General features: G+C 64.2%; 19 protein-coding genes. 6 read left to right on the top strand and 13 right to left on the bottom strand.

From position 1 onward, the window contains the following. Positions 1-8 precede the first annotated feature (8 nt). A complete protein-coding gene (locus AK81_RS05870) occupies positions 9-440 on the top strand; it encodes a PACE efflux transporter (protein ID WP_043197436.1) in 432 nt (143 codons plus the stop codon). Positions 441-620: 180 nt separating this feature from the next. Further along, positions 621-2,180 carry a threonine ammonia-lyase, biosynthetic gene (gene ilvA, locus AK81_RS05865; protein WP_081042019.1) on the top strand — a complete coding sequence of 520 codons (1,560 nt, stop codon included), beginning with the start codon at positions 621-623 and terminating at the stop codon, positions 2,178-2,180. Positions 2,181-2,275: 95 nt separating this feature from the next. Here the strand turns inward: ilvA and AK81_RS05860 are convergent, their stop codons facing one another. Beyond that, positions 2,276-2,482, bottom strand: a complete 207-nt coding sequence (locus AK81_RS05860; RefSeq protein WP_043197434.1) for a hypothetical protein — start codon at positions 2,480-2,482, stop codon at positions 2,276-2,278. 367 nt (positions 2,483-2,849) lie between these two features. On the opposite strand from AK81_RS05860, the gene AK81_RS05855 reads away from it, so the two are divergent. After that, positions 2,850-3,650: an LPS biosynthesis protein gene (locus AK81_RS05855; protein ID WP_043197432.1), complete on the top strand. Its 801-nt coding sequence runs from the start codon at positions 2,850-2,852 to the stop codon at positions 3,648-3,650. Between the two features lie 72 nt (positions 3,651-3,722). Further along, positions 3,723-4,223 (top strand): methylated-DNA--[protein]-cysteine S-methyltransferase, encoded by a 501-nt coding sequence (locus tag AK81_RS05850; RefSeq protein WP_043197431.1) that lies wholly within the window; start codon positions 3,723-3,725, stop codon positions 4,221-4,223. Between the two features lie 3 nt (positions 4,224-4,226). Here the strand turns inward: AK81_RS05850 and AK81_RS05845 are convergent, their stop codons facing one another. The 3 genes from AK81_RS05845 to AK81_RS05835 all read right to left on the bottom strand — a co-directional run bounded on the left by AK81_RS05845 (position 4,227) and on the right by AK81_RS05835 (position 5,801). Next, entirely contained in the window at positions 4,227-4,469 is a 243-nt protein-coding gene (locus AK81_RS05845) for a hypothetical protein (protein ID WP_043197429.1), read from the bottom strand. Then, entirely contained in the window at positions 4,466-5,209 is a 744-nt protein-coding gene (locus AK81_RS05840) for a carbon-nitrogen hydrolase family protein (protein ID WP_043197427.1), read from the bottom strand. Before AK81_RS05840 ends, AK81_RS05845 begins: the two co-directional genes overlap by 4 nt. Positions 5,210-5,285: 76 nt before the next feature. After that, positions 5,286-5,801, bottom strand: coding sequence for a DUF3016 domain-containing protein (locus AK81_RS05835; RefSeq protein WP_043197425.1), 516 nt, complete (start codon positions 5,799-5,801; stop codon positions 5,286-5,288). A gap of 75 nt (positions 5,802-5,876) precedes the next feature. On the opposite strand from AK81_RS05835, the gene AK81_RS05830 reads away from it, so the two are divergent. Next, positions 5,877-6,608, top strand: a complete 732-nt coding sequence (locus tag AK81_RS05830) for a metallophosphoesterase (protein WP_043197424.1) — start codon at positions 5,877-5,879, stop codon at positions 6,606-6,608. On the opposite strand, the gene AK81_RS05825 is transcribed toward AK81_RS05830, so the two are convergent. Together AK81_RS05825 and AK81_RS05820 are read right to left on the bottom strand one after the other, a co-directional pair. Next, on the bottom strand, positions 6,556-7,170 hold the full coding sequence (locus tag AK81_RS05825; RefSeq protein WP_043197422.1) for a LysE family translocator: 615 nt from the start codon (positions 7,168-7,170) through the stop codon (positions 6,556-6,558). The genes AK81_RS05830 and AK81_RS05825 overlap by 53 nt on opposite strands. A 231-nt stretch (positions 7,171-7,401) precedes the next feature. Beyond that, positions 7,402-8,211 (bottom strand): helix-turn-helix transcriptional regulator, encoded by an 810-nt coding sequence (locus AK81_RS05820; protein ID WP_043197421.1) that lies wholly within the window; start codon positions 8,209-8,211, stop codon positions 7,402-7,404. Between the two features lie 131 nt (positions 8,212-8,342). On the opposite strand from AK81_RS05820, the gene AK81_RS05815 reads away from it, so the two are divergent. Beyond that, a complete protein-coding gene (locus AK81_RS05815; protein WP_043197420.1) occupies positions 8,343-8,966 on the top strand; it encodes a LysE family translocator in 624 nt (207 codons plus the stop codon). Here the strand turns inward: AK81_RS05815 and AK81_RS05810 are convergent. From AK81_RS05810 to AK81_RS05780, 7 genes are all read right to left on the bottom strand, one after another. Then, complete coding sequence (locus AK81_RS05810) at positions 8,963-11,389, bottom strand: autotransporter outer membrane beta-barrel domain-containing protein (protein WP_043197419.1); 2,427 nt, start codon at positions 11,387-11,389, stop codon at positions 8,963-8,965. The genes AK81_RS05815 and AK81_RS05810 overlap by 4 nt on opposite strands. Before the next feature lie 133 nt (positions 11,390-11,522). Next, the gene (locus tag AK81_RS05805; protein ID WP_016499499.1) at positions 11,523-11,798 is read right to left on the bottom strand and encodes a peptidylprolyl isomerase; all 276 of its coding nucleotides are present in this window, start codon (positions 11,796-11,798) and stop codon (positions 11,523-11,525) included. A 214-nt stretch (positions 11,799-12,012) separates the two neighbouring features. Further along, positions 12,013-12,492, bottom strand: coding sequence for a serine protease inhibitor ecotin (eco, locus tag AK81_RS05800; RefSeq protein ID WP_043197417.1), 480 nt, complete (start codon positions 12,490-12,492; stop codon positions 12,013-12,015). Between the two features lie 55 nt (positions 12,493-12,547). Continuing rightward, positions 12,548-13,318 carry a 3-hydroxybutyrate dehydrogenase gene (gene hbdH / locus AK81_RS05795; RefSeq protein ID WP_043197416.1) on the bottom strand — a complete coding sequence of 257 codons (771 nt, stop codon included), beginning with the start codon at positions 13,316-13,318 and terminating at the stop codon, positions 12,548-12,550. A gap of 136 nt (positions 13,319-13,454) precedes the next feature. Continuing rightward, on the bottom strand, positions 13,455-14,471 hold the full coding sequence (locus AK81_RS05790; RefSeq protein WP_043197414.1) for an ABC transporter permease: 1,017 nt from the start codon (positions 14,469-14,471) through the stop codon (positions 13,455-13,457). Then, positions 14,471-15,529 carry a microcin C ABC transporter permease YejB gene (locus AK81_RS05785; protein WP_043197412.1) on the bottom strand — a complete coding sequence of 353 codons (1,059 nt, stop codon included), beginning with the start codon at positions 15,527-15,529 and terminating at the stop codon, positions 14,471-14,473. The genes AK81_RS05790 and AK81_RS05785 overlap by 1 nt, the downstream gene beginning before the upstream one ends. Beyond that, positions 15,526-17,454 (bottom strand): extracellular solute-binding protein, encoded by a 1,929-nt coding sequence (locus AK81_RS05780; RefSeq protein ID WP_043197411.1) that lies wholly within the window; start codon positions 17,452-17,454, stop codon positions 15,526-15,528. Before AK81_RS05780 ends, AK81_RS05785 begins: the two co-directional genes overlap by 4 nt. Between the last annotated feature and the right edge of the window lies 1 nt (position 17,455).

Here is a 17,455-nt window from a genome sequence, read left to right as displayed (position 1 = left end):
AACTGAACATGCAAGGCAAGGCCCGCAAGATCGTCCAGGCCATTCTTTACGAAGCCATCGCCGTCGCCTGCGTGGCGCCTGTGCTAGAGCTGGCGTTTGGCGCCGGCATGGCGCAGTCGGCCATCTTGTCGGTGCTGATGTCGGGCATCGCGATGAGCTGGAACATGGGCTACAACTGGGTGTTCGAGCGCTGGGAAGCACGCCAGCACAAACGTGAGCGCACCTTCCTGCGGCGCTTGCTGCATGCCTTGGGCTTCGAGGGCGGGCTGGTGGTGATCTTGCTGCCACTGGTGGCGTACTGGCTGGATGTGAGCCTGTGGGCGGCACTGCTGACCAACCTGGCGTTGTTCGTGTTCTTCTTTGTTTACGCCTTTGCCTTCCAGTGGGGGTTCGACAAGGTGTTCGATGTGCCGCTTTCGGCGCAGCAGGCCAAGTGTTGACTTTGTGCCGCACTAACGGCTAAGTTCCTACCCCATGAATACATTCCCGCATGTGAACGCCATTATTATTACCGCCATTATCAGCTTGGCGGGCTAGCGCGTACGTGCACCTAACCCGCCCTGGAGGCGGGTTTTTTCTCTCTGACTCCTGGGCAACATAAAAAAGCCAAGGAGTCATCGATGACCAGCTTCAGCGTCCCTCGTACCACCGTCACCCCCCAGCAACTGCTGTCGGAGCAGGTGCGGCGCATTCTGGCCGCGCCGGTGTACGACCTGGCCATCGAAACGCCGCTGCAAGCCGCGCCTGCACTGTCGGCCAGCCTGGGTAACCAGGTGTTGCTCAAGCGCGAAGACCTGCAGCCCACCTTCTCGTTCAAGATCCGCGGCGCCTATACCCGTCTGTCACGCCTGAGTGCTGTGCAACGCGAGCGTGGGGTGATCACCGCCTCGGCGGGCAACCATGCCCAGGGCGTGGCCCTGGCGGCGTCACACCTGGGCCTGAAGGCCACCATCGTCATGCCGACCACCACGCCGTCACTGAAGGTGGAAGGGGTGCGTTCGCGCGGCGGGCATGTGGTGCTGCACGGTGAGAGCTTCCCGCATGCCCTGGCCCACGCGCTGAAGCTGGCAGACAGCGAAGGCGCCACCTTTGTACCGCCGTTCGATGACCCGGACGTGATCGCCGGGCAGGGCACCGTGGCCATGGAAATCCTGCGTCAGCGCCCGGGCGCGCTGGACGCTATCTTCGTACCGGTGGGCGGCGGCGGGCTGATCGCCGGCATCGCCGCGTACGTGAAGTACCTGCGCCCCGAGGTGAAGGTGATCGGCGTCGAACCGGAGGACTCCAACTGCCTGCAGGCCGCCATGGCTGCCGGTGAGCGGGTGATCCTGCCCCAGGTCGGCACCTTCGCCGACGGTGTGGCGGTGGCGCAGATCGGCGCCCACTGTTTCGAGCTGTGCCGGCATTTTGTCGATGAAGTGGTGACCGTCAGCAGTGACGAGCTGTGCGCGGCGATCAAGGACATCTACGACGATACCCGCTCTATCACCGAGCCGTCCGGTGCCCTGGCCGTGGCCGGGATCAAGAAGTACGTGGCACGCGATGGCGTGCAGGGGCAGACCCTGGTAGCCATTGATTCCGGGGCAAACGTCAATTTTGACCGACTGCGCCATGTGGCCGAGCGAGCCGAACTGGGCGAGCAGCGCGAGGCGATCATCGCCGTGACCATCCCCGAGCAGCCGGGCAGCTTCCGCGCCTTCTGCCAGGCGCTGGGCAAGCGGCAGATCACCGAATTCAACTACCGCTATTACCCGGGCAAGGAAGCGCGACTGTTCGTCGGGGTGCAGACTCACCCTGTGCACGACCCGCGTGACCAGTTGCTGGCCAACCTGCGCGAGCAGGGTTACAGCGTGCTGGACCTGACCGACAACGAGCTGGCCAAACTGCATGTGCGCCATACCGTGGGTGGCCACGCTGCGCCGGGTGCTGATGAGCGGGTGCTGCGCTTCGAGTTCCCCGAGCGCCCAGGGGCATTGCTGGGCTTCCTGGAACGGTTGGGCAAGCGCTGGAACATCAGCCTGTTCCATTACCGCAACCACGGTGCGGCGGAGGCTCGGGTGTTTGCCGCGCTGGAGGTGCCGGGGGATGAGTTGGCGGGCTTGCCGTTGGCGCTGGACGAGATGGGGTATCGGTATTGGGATGAGACTGACAACCCGGCGTACAAGCTGTTCCTGGGCTGACAGTTAATAATCTGAATCGACACCGGGGGCCGCTGTGCGGCCCCTCGCTGCTCCTGCAGGGATCGCGCGGGCGCCTGTATTTGGAGCGCCCACGATCACCCCACTTCACTTCGCTTGTTCAACTGTTCGCACTGCACCTGCGCATCGGTCCTGCTTGGGTAGCTCGGCTTGAGCCGCTCCTTCGCCTGGTTGTCGTAAATGTCGAACCCACCGCACACGGTAGCGGCGTAGTAGCGGCTGCCTACGCGGAACGAATCCTTTTCGATAGGCACTGCGGGAACGATAACGAATCTTGTTTGCATGTTTCGTGCCTCCCCAGGCAGAGACCTAAGTATTAGTCTCGCCAGTGATAAGCATCAAGCTGGCTCATGAATAAAACCGCGTTTGATCAAGCGCCGGTGGCCCGTTTGTCACCTCGTGGGCGTTAATCGGTATTCCTGATCCACAGTGGGGGAACAAGCCTGGGCTCAGGTGGTCTGCTGTGACGGCGTCAGCCGGACCAGGCGGCATTGAACATGTACCGTTTGAGCGCTGTGCAGCCCCTCGTAACCCGCCACTCAGGGACATGGCGGGCGATTAAGTTCAGGTAGGTAAAGTTAGGTAAAAGCGGCCACGGCATATACACGGATCAGTATTGTGGTTTGTACTGTCCAGTTAAAGATGCCATTGATGAACACACTTCCGTCGCAGCCAAGCGCTGAACGCGGGGCGTTCTCCAGTTTCGAGGCGTGTCGCAACACCCAACAGGGCCCCGTGGTGATCCTTGCCTCCGGCGCGTCTGCCAAGCATTTTCCGCTTGGTGATTTCGCGCATTTGCCCATCATCGCCATGAACGGCTCGGTCGCGATGACCGCCGAACACGGCATCAAACCCTTCTTCTACGTGTGCACCGACAAAAGCTTTGGCCAGCAACAGCCGGCCTTGTTCGCCACTGCCTTGCGCGACAGCGAGCGCCTGGCGCTCTGGCCCGAGCAATATGCCGGTGCCGATGTGCCAGCCGGCACGGAGTGTTATGGCTTGCACAAAGCCGACACGCCAGGCCTGCTTGACGGTTTGCGTGGCCATGGTGACAGTTGCGTGTGCAACCGTGCACTGTGGAGCAAGCGCAGCCGCTCGATTGCCTTCAGCAAAGACTTGGCCCATGGTTTCTTCGATGCCCGCACAGTGGCCTATGTGGCCTTGCAGCTGGCCTATCACCTGGGCTTTGAAGAAGTGTTGCTGGTAGGGGTAGACCTGGATCAGAGCGTCGGGCGCTTCTATGAGAACGGCCAGGGGCAGTGTTCGCCGTGTGGGCTCGACCAGCACTGGGACAGCCGCATCCTGCCGTCGTTGACGCTGATGGCCAGGGAGGTGGTGAACGAGCACTTCCATGTTTACAACCTGTCGCCGATCTCGCGCATTCCGGCCGAGCTGATTCCCAAGGTCAACCTCAGGGAAGCGCGCCGGATTGCCGGTTGTGCAATTACCTGAGCAAGAAAGCGGGTGCGTGCTGGGCTGTGGATGCGTACAGTGCCCCGAACGCAAACAGGCAGGAACCCGCTCATGTCCAGCGCATTCACCCTAATGCAGTCGCCCGTCGGCACCCTGACCCTGGTCGCCCGCGGCGAGTGCCTGGCAGCCGTACTGTGGGAAGAAGAACGGGAAAACCGCGTGCGCCTCGGTGCCTTGCACCGTGACGACCGGTGCCCGGTGTTACTGGACACCGCGCGGCAGCTTGGCGAGTACTTCGCTGGCAAACGCCAGCGCTTCGAGCTGGCGCTGGATTTTGCCGGTACCGAGTTCCAGCGCCAGGTGTGGGCCGCGCTGCTGGCGATACCCTTTGGTGAAACCCGCAGCTACGGCGACATCGCCCGGCAGATCGGCAACCCCAGCGCGGTGCGAGCGGTAGGCGCCGCCAATGGCCGCAACCCGATCTCGATCATCGCCCCGTGCCACCGCGTGATCGGTGCTTCGGGCAGCCTCACCGGCTTTGCCGGTGGCCTGGCGGCCAAGCAGTACCTGCTGGCGCTGGAGGGCCGGCAAAGCCTGGCGCTGGACCTGTAGGCGTCAGCTGAACCAGCTGGCGACCAGGCAGGCCAGTAGCGCCAGCCCCGAGCCGGCCATCAGGGTGTACTGCCGATGGGCCCGGCGGGCATGGGCCTTGACCGCGCGCAGGTATTCGCCGGGTGTCGGTGCATCGGGCCGATGGCGCAAACCCTCGGCCACATCGGCAAGCTGGCCCTGGATCAGCAAGCCGACCAGGTAATAGGTGCAGCTGTAACTCAGCAACGCCAGAAACAGATAGATCATGCCGGGTGTGGGTCCAAGGGTAGGGCGATTGCGCTGGCGTTGCCAGTGTCCAGCATGATCAGCCCTTCACTGTGGTCATCCAGGCTGGCCAGCAAGCGCCCCTGGCTGTCCCACGCTGCCGAACCGCCGGCACCGATGAAGGTGTCGGCAGGCCCCACGCAGTTGGCCATCAATACCGGCATACCCAGTTCACGTGCCACCTCCGGGTAATGCGCGTATCCCTCGCGGATGCCCTTGGCGGTTTTCGCCACGCTGACCAGATACAGGTCGGCGCCGTGCTCGCGGGCGGCGGCCGCGTGGGCCATGAACATTGATTCGTAGCAGATCGCCGGTGCCACCCGATGGTCGCCTACCTGCAGCAGCAGTGCCTGGTCGCCTGGGGTGAAATAGGGCAGCTCGTCATCATGCAGGCGCCGTTTGGCATAGGCCTGGCGCGGTGCGCCGGGGCTGAAGATGGGCATGCCGATGCGAATACCGTCGGGTGTCGGCAACGGCAGGCCAACGGCTGCGGTGATACCCAGGCGGTCACAGGCTGCCTGCAGCGGGCCCAGTTGCGCGGAGTGGACCGGCAAGGCGGCCTGGCGCGCAAGGCTTGGCTCGTAGCCGGTCAGCGACAGCTCGGGGAACACCACCAGTTCGGCGCCAAGCGCCGCGGCTTGCTCGATGCAGACCAGATGACGCTGGAGGTTGCCTGGCAAATCGCCCTTGAGCGACGCCAGTTGCACGGCGCACAGTTTCATGAAATACCCTTCCCTGGTACAGGTTGAAAGGCCGAGCATACTCTCGGCACCAACGCCTGTACCAGTGAAGCCTTTTTCAGGTTGCCGGGTGCGTCGCGAAGCGCTGGCGGAACCAGTCGTCGAGCATGGCCTTCTCGGCATACAGGCGGTCGCTGCTGCTGGCGACCCGGCCGGGGCGGCTGAGGTACATCTTGTCGCTGACCCGTTCCTCGGCCTGCTGGTTGGGTTTACCCGGCTGGCTGAGGGTGTAGGTGAGGTCGATGGTCGGCCAGGTGATCTCGCGCATGAAGCGCACATCGTAGGCCTGGCTGTGCCAGGGCTCGAAGCGCCCGGCCAGGTCGATATCGCGGATGTCGATGACCAGTTGCTGGCCCGGTTGCAGGTAACGCTGACCGAGCTTTTGCAGGTACTGGGTAAGGGATTTCATCACATAGTCGTCGGCGCCACGCTCATAACCGTGGCTTTTCAGGCTGGCGTCGCGGAATTGTTCCGGGTGGTCGAAACGCACCTCGACCTGCGCGGCCGGGGCGCCTTGTGCCATGCTGTTCAGTGACAGCGCCATGAGCACGGCACACACGAGGGCGGTACGCATGATGCACCTCCGGGGTAGATGGGGGGTGTCTCCATTTTACGCCCGCCCTGGCAGCACCTGCAGAGGAAGATTGTAATGGGACGGTTTCGGCGGCTGCTCGCCAATATCCGGGGACGTGACCTGGCGGTGGGCGATATCCATGGTCACTTCCAGCGCCTGGAACAGTGCCTGGAGGCGGTGGGGTTCGACCCGGCCGTAGACCGCCTGTTCAGTGTGGGTGACCTGGTCGACCGGGGGCCGCACAGCGAGTCCGTGCTGGAGTGGCTCGCGCGGCCTTGGTTCCATGCGGTGCAAGGTAACCATGAGGCGCTGGCGATCACTCGCGTGCGAGGGGGGCGGCTTGACCTGGACATGTACCGCGCAGCGGGTGGAAGCTGGTTCCTGGACCTGCCGCGGAGCGCGCAATTGCGCTTCGTGGAGCGCTTCGAGCAATTGCCGATTGCCATCGAAGTGGAAAGCGCAGCCGGCCTGGTCGGGTTGCTGCATGCAGACAGCCCGTTTGCTGATTGGGCAGTGCTGCGTTCCTGGCTGGAGCTGGAGCTGGATGACGACCCTAAGGTACGCGAGGTATGCCAGTGGTCGCGGCGACGCCTGAAGGAAGGCGATACCCAACCGGTGCAGGGCCTGCGTGCCTTGCTGGTCGGCCACACGCCGGTGCTGGAGGCAAAGCTGCTGGGCAATGTCTGGCACCTGGACACGGGGGGCTGGGCTAGCGGCCATTTCACCTTGATGGACATGCGCACCCTGCAACTGGTCAGCCCCGGGCCAGATGTAGCAGCAACGCCACCGCCAATATCACCAGCATGACCCCTGAGGCCCGCTCCAGCCACGGCAGGCTGCGAGCGAAGCGCCGCAGTACCCGCTGGTTGCCGATGGCCACGGCCACCAGCAGGTCCCAGAGCAGGACGATGCTGAACATCCACACGGCGTAGGCCGATTTCCACTCGGTGCTGGCGCTGGCGACCATGCTGGCCAGGCTGGCATAGAAGAGTGCGTTCTTGGGGTTGAGGATGCCGGACAAGAAGCCCATGCCCAGATTGTGCCACCAGCCTTGAACCCGCTGGTTGCCAGCGACTGAGCGCAGGCTGGTTTGCCCGGCATGGCGCAGGAACAGCACGCCGATGTACAGCAGGTAGCTGGCGCCGGCCAGTTGCAGGGTGGTGAACAGCAGGCTGCCTTCCTGCAACACCGACAGGCCGGTGAAGGCCATGGCGATGAATGCGCCATTGGCCAGGGCAATGCCCAGGCAGGCGCCGCTGGCGATGCGCCAGCCGCTGTTGATCGAGCTGCGTGCGACCAGGAAGAAGTCCGGGCCAGGTGAGAGCAGGGCGAGGAAGTGGGCGAGGGCGATGATCAGGAACTGTTGCATGGGCGGGGCGGCTCTGCGGGAAAACCGCAGTCTGCTGCCGGGCCTGTCACAGCGTATTGAACAATATTGCAAACCTGAGCGGTAGGCACGGTCCCCTTGTAGGAGCGGCCTTGTGTCGCGATGGGCTGCGCAGCAGCCCCCGACAATCTCCGCTGCGAAGCTGAAAATCTGGGGCTGCTGCGCACCCCGTCGCGACACAAGGCCGCTCCTACAACGGGATCGTGCAGGCCTTTAATGGCCCCGATACTGCCCCGGTGTCACCCCCACATGGGCCTTGAACACCCGCTGGAAATGGCTCTGGTCGGCAAACCCGAGCTGGTAAGCCACCTCCGCCAGTGCCAGCCCATCCCCCAACAACTGCCGCCCGCGATTGACCCGGGCATTGAGCACATAGGCGTGCGGCGTCAATCCGGTGGCAGTGCGGAACGCACGGATAAGCTGGTAGCGCCCAAGGCCGGCCTCCCGGGCCAGTACCTCCAGGCTCAGTTGCGCAGGGTCCTGGCCTTCGAGGCGCGCGATCAGTCCGCTAAGCGCAGTAGCCCCCAAAGCGGGGGCCGCTGCCAGAGGGGCCTGGGCGGAAACGTCCAGGTCGCCCACAAAGGCAATCAGCGCCGCATCCTTCTCACTGTTGCTGGCGCTGGAGAACAGCAACCTGTTCAGTTCGCAGAACTGCCCATACACCGCCGGCACCCGGCAGATACGTGCCGGCTCACCGGGGCCGGCACCGCCAAGCCCCGACTCCAGGCGCAGCTGCATGAGCCAGTCGGCATCCACATGCAGCATCTGGTAGCTCCAGGCGTGCCCGGGCTGGGGGTTGCAGGCATGTACGCGGTGGGCTGGCACCAGCACCAGCGTACCGGGTGTCAGGCGTTCCTGCCCATTCGCGGCGCCGCTGAAATGGCTGTGGCCGGCATCCACCGCCCCGATGGAAAACGTCGGGTGACTGTGGGCCTTGTAACAGGCCCGGCTATGACAGGCGCGGCGGCTTTCCACATGCGGGAGTGCCGGGTCGCGCCACAGCGCGGCGTGGGAGCGGGGCATCACAAGGTCCTCGGTTTCGCCGGCAGCGTAACAGCTGCCGTGTACCCGTACAGTTTTTATCGCTGGCTGTAGCTTGACCGCAAGGCCCGGCACACGCCGAAATAGACGCCTGTTGCCAAAGGAAAACAACAATGGACCTTTCAAGCCTGCTGCTTTTCATCCCCGCCTGCTTTGCCCTGAACATGGCGCCGGGGCCGAACAACCTGCTGTCGCTGCACAACGCCAGCCGCTACGGCCTGCGCACGGCCTGCGTGGCCGGTGGTGGTCGCATCGTCGCCTTCAGCGGCATGATCGCCCTGGCAGCCATGGGCCTGGCCGTGGTGCTGCACACCAGTGAATACCTGTTCCTGGCCATCAAGGTAGTGGGGGCGGCGTACCTGTTCTACATCGCCTGGCAGCTGTGGCGTGCACCGGTAGGCGAGGCGGTGGTGGCAGCTGACCATCCGCGTGGCACCTGGCGCCTGACGCGCCAGGAATTTTGGGTGGCGGCCGGCAACCCCAAGGCCATCCTGATCTTCACTGCCTTCCTGCCGCAGTTCGTTACGGTCGGCAGCGCCACCCCGGTAGGCGAGCAGTTCCTGTGGCTGGGCGCGTTGTTCCTGCTGCTGGAATGGGCAGCCATTGCCCTTTACGCAGGCCTGGGCGCCTACATGCAGCGCTGGTTCAGCCAGCCCGGCCCGCGCCGCGTGTTCAACCGGGTCAGCGCCTCCCTGCTGGGCTGCGCCGGCCTCGGCTTGCTGGCGGCGCGCCGCTAGAACTGCCAGCGTACCCCCAGGTTGACGCCGCTGGCTTCCTGCTGGCGGCTGTCCAGGTTGGCGGTGTACTGCACGCCGCCATGCAGGCTCAGCGCTTCGCTGACCTGCGCCACCACGCCGCTTTCCAGTTGCACGGAGGTATAGCGGTAGTCGGTCTTGATCTTGTCGACATCATCGAAGGTCAAGGTGTCGCGGCCACCGTCGCCGTGCCACAGGTTGACCTGCGCATAGGGCTGTAGCAGGCGCCCGCTGCTTCCCGTGAACGCACCTTCCAGGCGCACGCCCAAGCGGCCGGTCAGCTCGACCTGGGCGTCATGGCTGATGCGCGAGACACTATCGCTTGCACTGTCGAGCGACACTTTTTGTGCAATCAGCTGGGCTTGCGGCTCCAGCGTCCAGCGTTCGGACAGGGCGATGGGGTAGCCGGACTCCAGCGAAGCGGTCCAGGCATGGCCGTCGATGTTTAGCTTGTCGCCGCGGTCCGAGCGGGCTCGCCCATCGAGACGGGTGTACTGCAAGACTGCATCCAGGTACGCGCCTTGCGGCCCAATCAGCGTCCAGTAAGTGCCGACGCTGTCACCATCGAGTTGCAGGTCACCGACGCTGCGGTCCTCCACGGCCAAGGCGAAACCTTTGACGTCGGCGTCCAGGCGGCTGTGGCTGACGTAGATACCGACATGCTGGCGGTAACCGTTGTCGCCGACCTTGGCATACAGGTCCTGGCCCACCTTGAAGCCATACAGATCGCCATCCAGGCTCGGGCTGACCGTACCACTCCATTGCTGGCGCAGCGTGCCACCGTAGGCCTGCCCCCAACTGGCAGGCAGGGCGCCTTCGCCTTTGAGCAACTGCTGGTCGCCCTGGCGCTGATGGAAGGTGCCCAGGGCCTGGCGGGCGATAATCGCAGCGCCTCTTGGGGCCGCAGCGTAAACCGGGACCTCCGGGCGATACAGCGGCAGGCTTTCGCCTTGCACGGGGGCGGGCAGGTCGACCTGGCCGGGTGCCGGTGCGGCAACAGGTGGCGTCAGGGCAGGTGCTATCACGGGCGGCTCACCCGGTTCCGATGGTTGTGTCGGTTGTTCGGGCTCGGGCACCGGTGCGGGAGCAGGTGGCGCGACCAGCGTCGAGCGCAGGTACCAGCTGTTTTCGCTGCCAGCGGTCACACCACCTTTGAACAGGCGGTAGTCATAGGCCCCCACCGTTAGCGTTTGCGTCTGCACGAATGCTGTGGCAGTGCTGGTTGCGCCGTCACGGGCCTCGACCACCTGGATGCCGTTCTGTGCGGTCGCTGCCCCTGCGCCATTGAGGTTGTTGACGAGCAACCGCGTGGAGCCGCTGATAGCGCCACGGCTGACCACCAGGCGGTCGGAGGCAGCGTCATCGCCTGCCAGGACGCTATTCAGGCGCAGGGTGCCGTTGTTGCCGGTGTAATCGCCCTGGATGGTGAGGCGGCCCTGGGCGTCGTTGCCGCGACTCAGGTCGAGGGTGCCGGCGTTGATTACCGATGCCTTGCTGCCACTCTGGATGCTGACGATGCTGCCCTGGCGGCTGATCAGCGAGCTGCTGGCGTCAATTTGCAGGGTGCCGGTCCCGGTGGCGGGGATCACGCGTGGCTGATCGCTGCCAAGGTCTCCCAGCGTGAGGGTGTCGTTGAGGGTCAGCTGGCTGCCTTGCTTGAGGTGGATGGACTCCCAGTTGTTGTACAGCGCCCCTTGGCCGACCTGGCTCTGCTCGAACGTCAGTGTGTCCGTGCCGGTGCCGCCGTCCAGGATTACGGCCGAGTTGCCGAGGTCGAGGGCGCGGACGGTGGCAGTGTCATCGTCACTTTCCAGGATGACCCGTTTACCGATCTGGCCACCCGTCCAGGTGAATTCATCCTTGCCGTTGCCGGTGCGTATCTCGCCTTTGAGCGTGCCGCCGCTGATGGTTATCTTGTCAACGCCGCTACTGGTGCTGATATCACCGCCGATGGTGCCGCCCGTCATGATGATCGTGTCGTTGCCGAGCCCACTGACGACGTTGCCGACAACAACCGTTTCGACCCCGAGCCCCTGGGACATCTCGAGGAAGTTGTCAGCGAGCTTGAGGTCGATTCGGCCAATGCTGCCGCCTTTGAACCACGCGGTGTCGCCATCTTCGAATGCGCCCGTGATGGTGCCGCCGGTCATGGTGAACGTGTCCATGTCGCCGCCCTGGTTCAACGACCCTAGCGTGCCGCCAGACATGGTGAAGGCGTCCAGGCCATTGCCTTGTTGCAATGACTGCACCGAGCCGCCGCTGATGTTGAATTCATCAGCAGCATCGGTTTGCACGAGGGCGCCAAGGTTTTCACCGGGCGTCACCGTCAGGGATTGGGCATGAGCCAGCAACGGCAGTGCCAGCAGGGGAAATGCAACAGGCAGCAGCAAGCGGGGGCATCGCATAGGCAGGTCTCCGGGTCCATTGAAGGGTCCACTACCTGAAGCGACGCCAGCGGGGCGGCTTCGGCCCTGCCTGAGTTGTATGTAATGTGCGGTAACGGGGCAACTGGCAAAAATGTCAGGTGGCCCGCTGCCATCAATCGCGGTAGAACGTTTGCACCAGGTGGTAGCCGAACTTGCTCTTGATCGGCCCGTGCACCACACGCAAAGGTTTCTTGAAAATCACCTGGTCGATAGCCCCGACCATCTGGCCTGGGCGGACTTCGCCCAGGTCGCCGCCGCGCTTGCCAGAAGGGCAGATAGAGAACTTTTTGGCGAGCACGTCGAAAGCCTCGCCGTTGGCGATGCGCTGTTTGAGCTTTTCGGCTTCGTCAGCGGTTTTGACCAGGATGTGGCGGGCTTGGGCTTTCATGGGGTACCTGTGCTTCGTGGCGCAAAAAAAGGGGCGCATTATGCCTGATAGATTCGCATTGAAGCGATTGCGTGCTCTTTGTAGGAGCGGCCTTGTGTCGCGATGGGCCGCAAAGCGGCCCCGGCAATCTGTACTGCGAAGCTGAGATCTGGGGCCGCTTTGCGGCCCATCGCGACGCAAGGCCGCTCCTACAGGGACCGCGTAGGCTTCGAGCTTACTCGGCTTTGGCCTTTTTCACGTCCTGGGACGCCGACCAGATGCGGTAGCGCACCTCGACATCCTTGGGCACATACACCACCACCGGCAGCTTGCTGTTGTAGCGCAGCAGGAGGCCGTCACCAACCACTGGCACGAAGGCCTTGGTCTTCTTGCCATCCGGGCAGGCCATCAGGGTGCTGGCCGGGCCGCTGACTTTGTCCAGGCGGTAGTAGTTGTAGCCCCAGCCTTCCAGGGTGCGTTCTTCCAGGCTGCCGCCCAGGCGCTGGCGGTTGCAGTCCACCTGCAAGGTCTTGCCGGCGAGGATTTCCAGTTTGTAAGCCGATTCATCGGCCTGTGCCGGCAGGTGGATGACCTGCCGGGTAAAGCCTTTTTCCGCTTCGGGGTAAGGCGCGACGTCCTTCAGGCTAGCCGCCATCGCAGGCGCGGCGGCAGCCAGGGTGAGGGCCAGAATTGCAGTCATCGGGGTAGGGCGCATAGGGCCTCCTTGCAGATAAACGAATGCGAACCCGCCGCCAGGCCCAGGCCGCCCGTCACTGGGCCAACCAGCCACCATCGACGTTCCAGGCGGCGCCGCGAACCTGGCTTGCGGCCTCGCTGCACAGGAATAGTACCAGCTCACCCAGGTGCTCGGGGGTGACAAACGCCAGCGACGGTTGCTTCTCGGCCAGCAGATCATGCTGTGCTTGCAGCGGATCGCCACCATTGGCAGCACGATCGTCGATCTGCTTTTGCACCAGCGGGGTCAGCACCCAGCCGGGGCAGATGGCGTTGCAGGTGACATTGCTGGTGGCGGTTTCAAGGCCCACCACCTTGGTCAGGCCGACTACGCCATGCTTGGCCGCCACGTAGGCCGCCTTGCCGGTCGAGCCGACCAGGCCATGCACCGAGGCAATGTTGATGATGCGCCCCCAGTTGCGCGTGCGCATGCCCGGCAGCGCCAGGCGGGTGCCATGGAACACGGCTGACAGGTTCAGGGCGATGATCTTGTCCCAGCTTTCCAGCGGGAACTGCTCCACCGGCGCTACATGCTGGATGCCGGCATTGTTGACCAGGATGTCGACGCCACCGAATTCGCGCTCGGCCAGGGCGAACAACGCTTCAATCTGGTCGACCTCCGACAGATCGGCCGGGTGGTGGACAGCCTTCACCCCATGCCGGGTGATCTCGGCCAGCGCCGGTGCCGGGTCGCCAAAGCCGTTGAGTACGATATTGGCGCCAGCGCGGGCCAGCACCTGGGCGATACCCAGGCCGATGCCGCTGGTGGAACCGGTGACGAGTGCAGTCTTGCCTGTGAGGGTCATGCAAAGCTCCTTGTCATGTAAAAGCAGGTCTGGCCTCTTCGCGGGTAAACCCGCTCCCACAGTACCCCGAAAGATTCAGCTTCTGTGGGGCCCCTGTGGGAGCGGGTTTACCCGCGAAGAGGCCGGGGGTGAAAACTCATCCTCGGGGATCAAACGCTTCGCGCAAGGCATCCCCGATAAACACCAGCAGCGACAAGATCACCGCCAGCGCAAAAAACGCCGTAAAGCCCAGCCACGGCGCTTCCAGATGTTGCTTGCCCTGGGTCACCAGCTCACCCAGCGATGCACTCCCGGCCGGCATGCCGAAGCCCAGAAAATCCAGTGCGGTCAGGGTGGTGATCGCCCCGGTCAGCATGAACGGCACATAGGTCAGCGTGGCGTTCATGGCATTGGGCAAGATATGCCGCAGCATCACCTCGCTGTCCGGCAACCCCAGCGCGCGAGCGGCTTTCACGTACTCCAGGTTGCGCCCACGCAGGAACTCGGCGCGCACCACATCGACCAGGGCAAGCCAGGAGAACAGCGCCATGATGCCCAAAAGCCACCAGAAATCCGGCTCGACAAAGCCGCTGAGGATGATCAGCAGGTAGAGCACCGGCAACCCCGACCACACCTCCAGCAGGCGCTGGCCGAGCAGGTCGACCCAGCCGCCGTGGTAGCCCTGCAACGCGCCGGCCACCACGCCGATGAACACGCTGACCACGGTCAGGGCAAAAGCGAACAGCAGCGACACCCGCGTGCCATACAGCACCCGTGCCAGCACGTCGCGGCCCTGGTCGTCGGTGCCTAGCCAGTTGCTCGCGCTGGGCGGGCTGGGGGTGGGTACCAGCAGGTCGTAGTTAGGCGTATCGGCGCTGAACGGGATGGGCGCGAACAGCATCCAGCCGCCTTGGTCCGCGATCAGTTGCCGTACATAGGCACTGCGATAGTCGGGCTGGAATGGCAGCTGGCCGCCGAATTCCTGCTCGCTATAGCGCTTGAGCGCCGGCACATACAGCTCGCCCTTGTAGCCCAGCAGCAGCGGCTTGTCGTTGGCCACCAGCTCAGCACCCAGGCACAGCAGCAGAAGGCCGGCGAACAGCCACAGCGAAACCCAACCCAGGCGGTTGCGGCGAAAGCGTTGCAGGCGGCGGCGCGAGACGGGCGACAGCATCAGCGTGCCCTCGTGTCGAAGTCGATACGCGGGTCGAGCAGGGTGTACGACAAGTCACCGATCAGGCGGATCAACAGGCCTGCCAAGGTGAAGATGAACAGGGTGCCGAATACCACCGGGTAATCTCGCGATACGGCGGCCTCGTAACTCAGGCGGCCCAGGCCATCGAGCGAGAAGATCACCTCGATCAGCAACGAGCCGGCGAAGAACACCGTGATCAGTGCCTGCGGCAAGCCGGCCACCACCAGCAGCATGGCATTGCGCAGGACATGGCCATACAGCACCCGGCGCTCACTCAGGCCCTTGGCCCGGGCGGTGACCACGTACTGGCGGGAAATCTCGTCGAGGAAGGCGTTCTTGGTCAGCAGTGTAAGGGTTGCGAAACCGCCGATCACCAGGGCCCCGACCGGCAGCACCAGGTGCCAGAAGTAGTCGGCGACCTTGCCCAACAGGCTGAGCTCGTCGAAGTTTTCCGAGACCAGGCCGCGTACCGGGAACCAGTTCAGCGAGGTGCCACCGGCGAACAGCACGATCAGCAGCAAGGCGAACAGGAACGAGGGCAGGGCGTAGCCGATCACGATCAGTGCGCTGCTCCAGGCATCGAAACGGCTGCCGTGGCGCACCGCCTTGCGGATGCCCAGCGGGATCGACACCAGGTAGGTGATCAGGGTGGCCCAGAAACCCAGCGACAGGGTGACCGGCAGCTTGTCGAGGATCAGGTCGGTGACTTTGGCACCACGGAAGAAGCTGCTGCCAAAGTCCAGCCGGGCATACTGGCCGAGCATCAACCACAGGCGTTCGGGGGCGGACTTGTCAAAGCCGTACTGGCGCTTGATCTCTTCGATCAGTTTCGGGTCCAGGCCACGGGTGGCACGCGACTCGCTGTGCACCACTTCGGCCCGGGCGCCCGGTGCGCCGCCACCGAGGCCTTGCAGACGCGCCACGGCCTGTTCCACCGGGCCACCCGGCGCGGCCTGGACGATGGCGAAATTCACCAGCAGGATCGCCAGCAGCGTCGGGATGATCAGCAACAGTCGGCGCAGGATGTAGGTGGTCATGGCGAGGCCTTCCGGCGTTCGGCCATTTGCGCGTTGGTCAGCGGGGTGGGGCTTACTTCCCACCAGGTGTCCAGGCCCTCGTCATAGGTGGCCTGGACCTTGGGCAGGCCGAAGCGGTTCCACCAGGCGGTGGAGCTGCCCGGCGGGTAATAGTTGGGGATCCAGTAGTAGTTCCATTGCAGCACCCGGTCCAGGGCATGGGCGTGGTGCAGCATGTCGGCCTGGGTGTCGGCGCGCACCAGGCCGTCGATCAGCTGGTCCACGGCCGGGTCCTGCAACACCATCAGGTTGTTCGAACCCGGGTCGTGGGCGGCTGCCGAGCCAAAGTAGTTGTACAGCTCGGCACCGGGCGACAGGGTGACCGGGTAGCCGGTGACGATCATGTCGTAGTCACGTGCCATCAGGCGGTTGACGTACTGGGCCGAATCGACGTTGCGGATGTTCAGGGTGACGCCGATCTGTGCCAGGTTGCGCTTCCACGGCAGCAGCAGGCGCTCCAGGCCTGACTGGCCGTTGAGGAAGGTGAACGCCAGCGGTGTGCCCTGGCTGTTCACCAGGCGGTCACCTTCGGGGTGCCAGCCGGCTTGTTCAAGCAGGTCCAGTGCCTGCAACTGCTGCTTGCGGATAATCCCCGAACCATCGGTGACCGGGGCGGTGAACACGGTGGTGAAGACTTCGTCCGGTACTTTGCCACGCAGTGGTTCAAGCAGCTTCAGCTCGCCGGCATCCGGCAGCTTGCGGGCCGCCAGCGGAGTGTTGGCGAACACGCTTTGCTGGCGGATGTACAGGTTGCGCATCATCTGCCGGTTACTCCACTCGTAGTCCCACAGCATGCCCAGCGCCTGGCGCACGCGCCTGTCCTTGAACTGCGGCTGGTCGAGGTTGAACACGAACCCTTGCGCAACCTGCGGTTTGGCCGGCCCCAGGTGGGCGCGTTGCAGGCGGCCGTCGTCCAGTTGCGCGCCGTTGTAGCCCAGGGTGTAGGCGGTGGCGGAGAACTCACGGTTGTAGTCGTAGCCACCACCTTTGAGCACCTGCCGCGCGACTTCGGTGTCGCCGAAGTACTCGATGCGCAGCTGGTCGAAATTGTAGCGGCCACGGCTGGCCGGCAGGTTGCGCGCCCACCAGGTAGGGTCGCGTTCGAAGGTGATGCTGCGGCCGTTGTCGATGCGCCCGATGCGGTACGGCCCGCTGCCGACCGGCTTGTCGAAGCCGGCACCATTGGCGAAGTCGCGCTGCTGCCAGTCATGTTCGGGCAGTACCGGCAGGCTGGCGAGGTCCAGCGCCAGGGTGCGGCCGTGGTCGGGCTTGAAGTCGAAGCGCACGTGCTGCGGGCCTTCCACGGTCACGCCGGTCACGTCGGCGAACTGGGTGCGGTACTTGAGGCTGCCCTTGCTCATCAACAGCTCGAAGGTGAACCGTACGTCCTCGGCGCGCACCGGCTTGCCATCGGCGAAGGTGGCGCGCGGGTCTATCTCGAATCGCAGCCAGGCATCGTCCGGGCCACGCTCCATGTTTCGGGCGATCAGGCCATAGACGGTGTAGGGTTCATCGAACGAGCGGACCGCCAGGGGCGCGTACAGCAGGCCGTCGACCTCGCTGACGCCGATGCCCTTGTCGATGTACGGCAGGATATGGTCGAACTGGCCGATCTCGATGGCCGAGCGGCGCAGGATGCCGCCCTTGGGGGCGTCGGGGTTTACGTAGTCGAAATGCGGGAAGTTGGGGGTGTAGCGGGGGGCTTCGTCGTAGACGGTGAGGGCGTGGCTGGGTGCGGCCTGGGTGCTGAATGCAAGACAAAGCAGGAACAGGCTGCACAAACCCTGTGGGAGCGGGTTTACCCGCGAATGCGTCGGAGCAGGCAACGAGGTTGTCTGGTCTGGCCTCTTCGCGGGCACGCCCGCTCCCACAGGGGGTCTGATCACC

Source organism: Pseudomonas putida W15Oct28, from assembly GCF_000708715.2.
In the GTDB taxonomy this organism is placed as follows: domain Bacteria; phylum Pseudomonadota; class Gammaproteobacteria; order Pseudomonadales; family Pseudomonadaceae; genus Aquipseudomonas; species Aquipseudomonas putida_R.
This window is presented reverse-complemented; position numbering and strand designations above follow the sequence as displayed.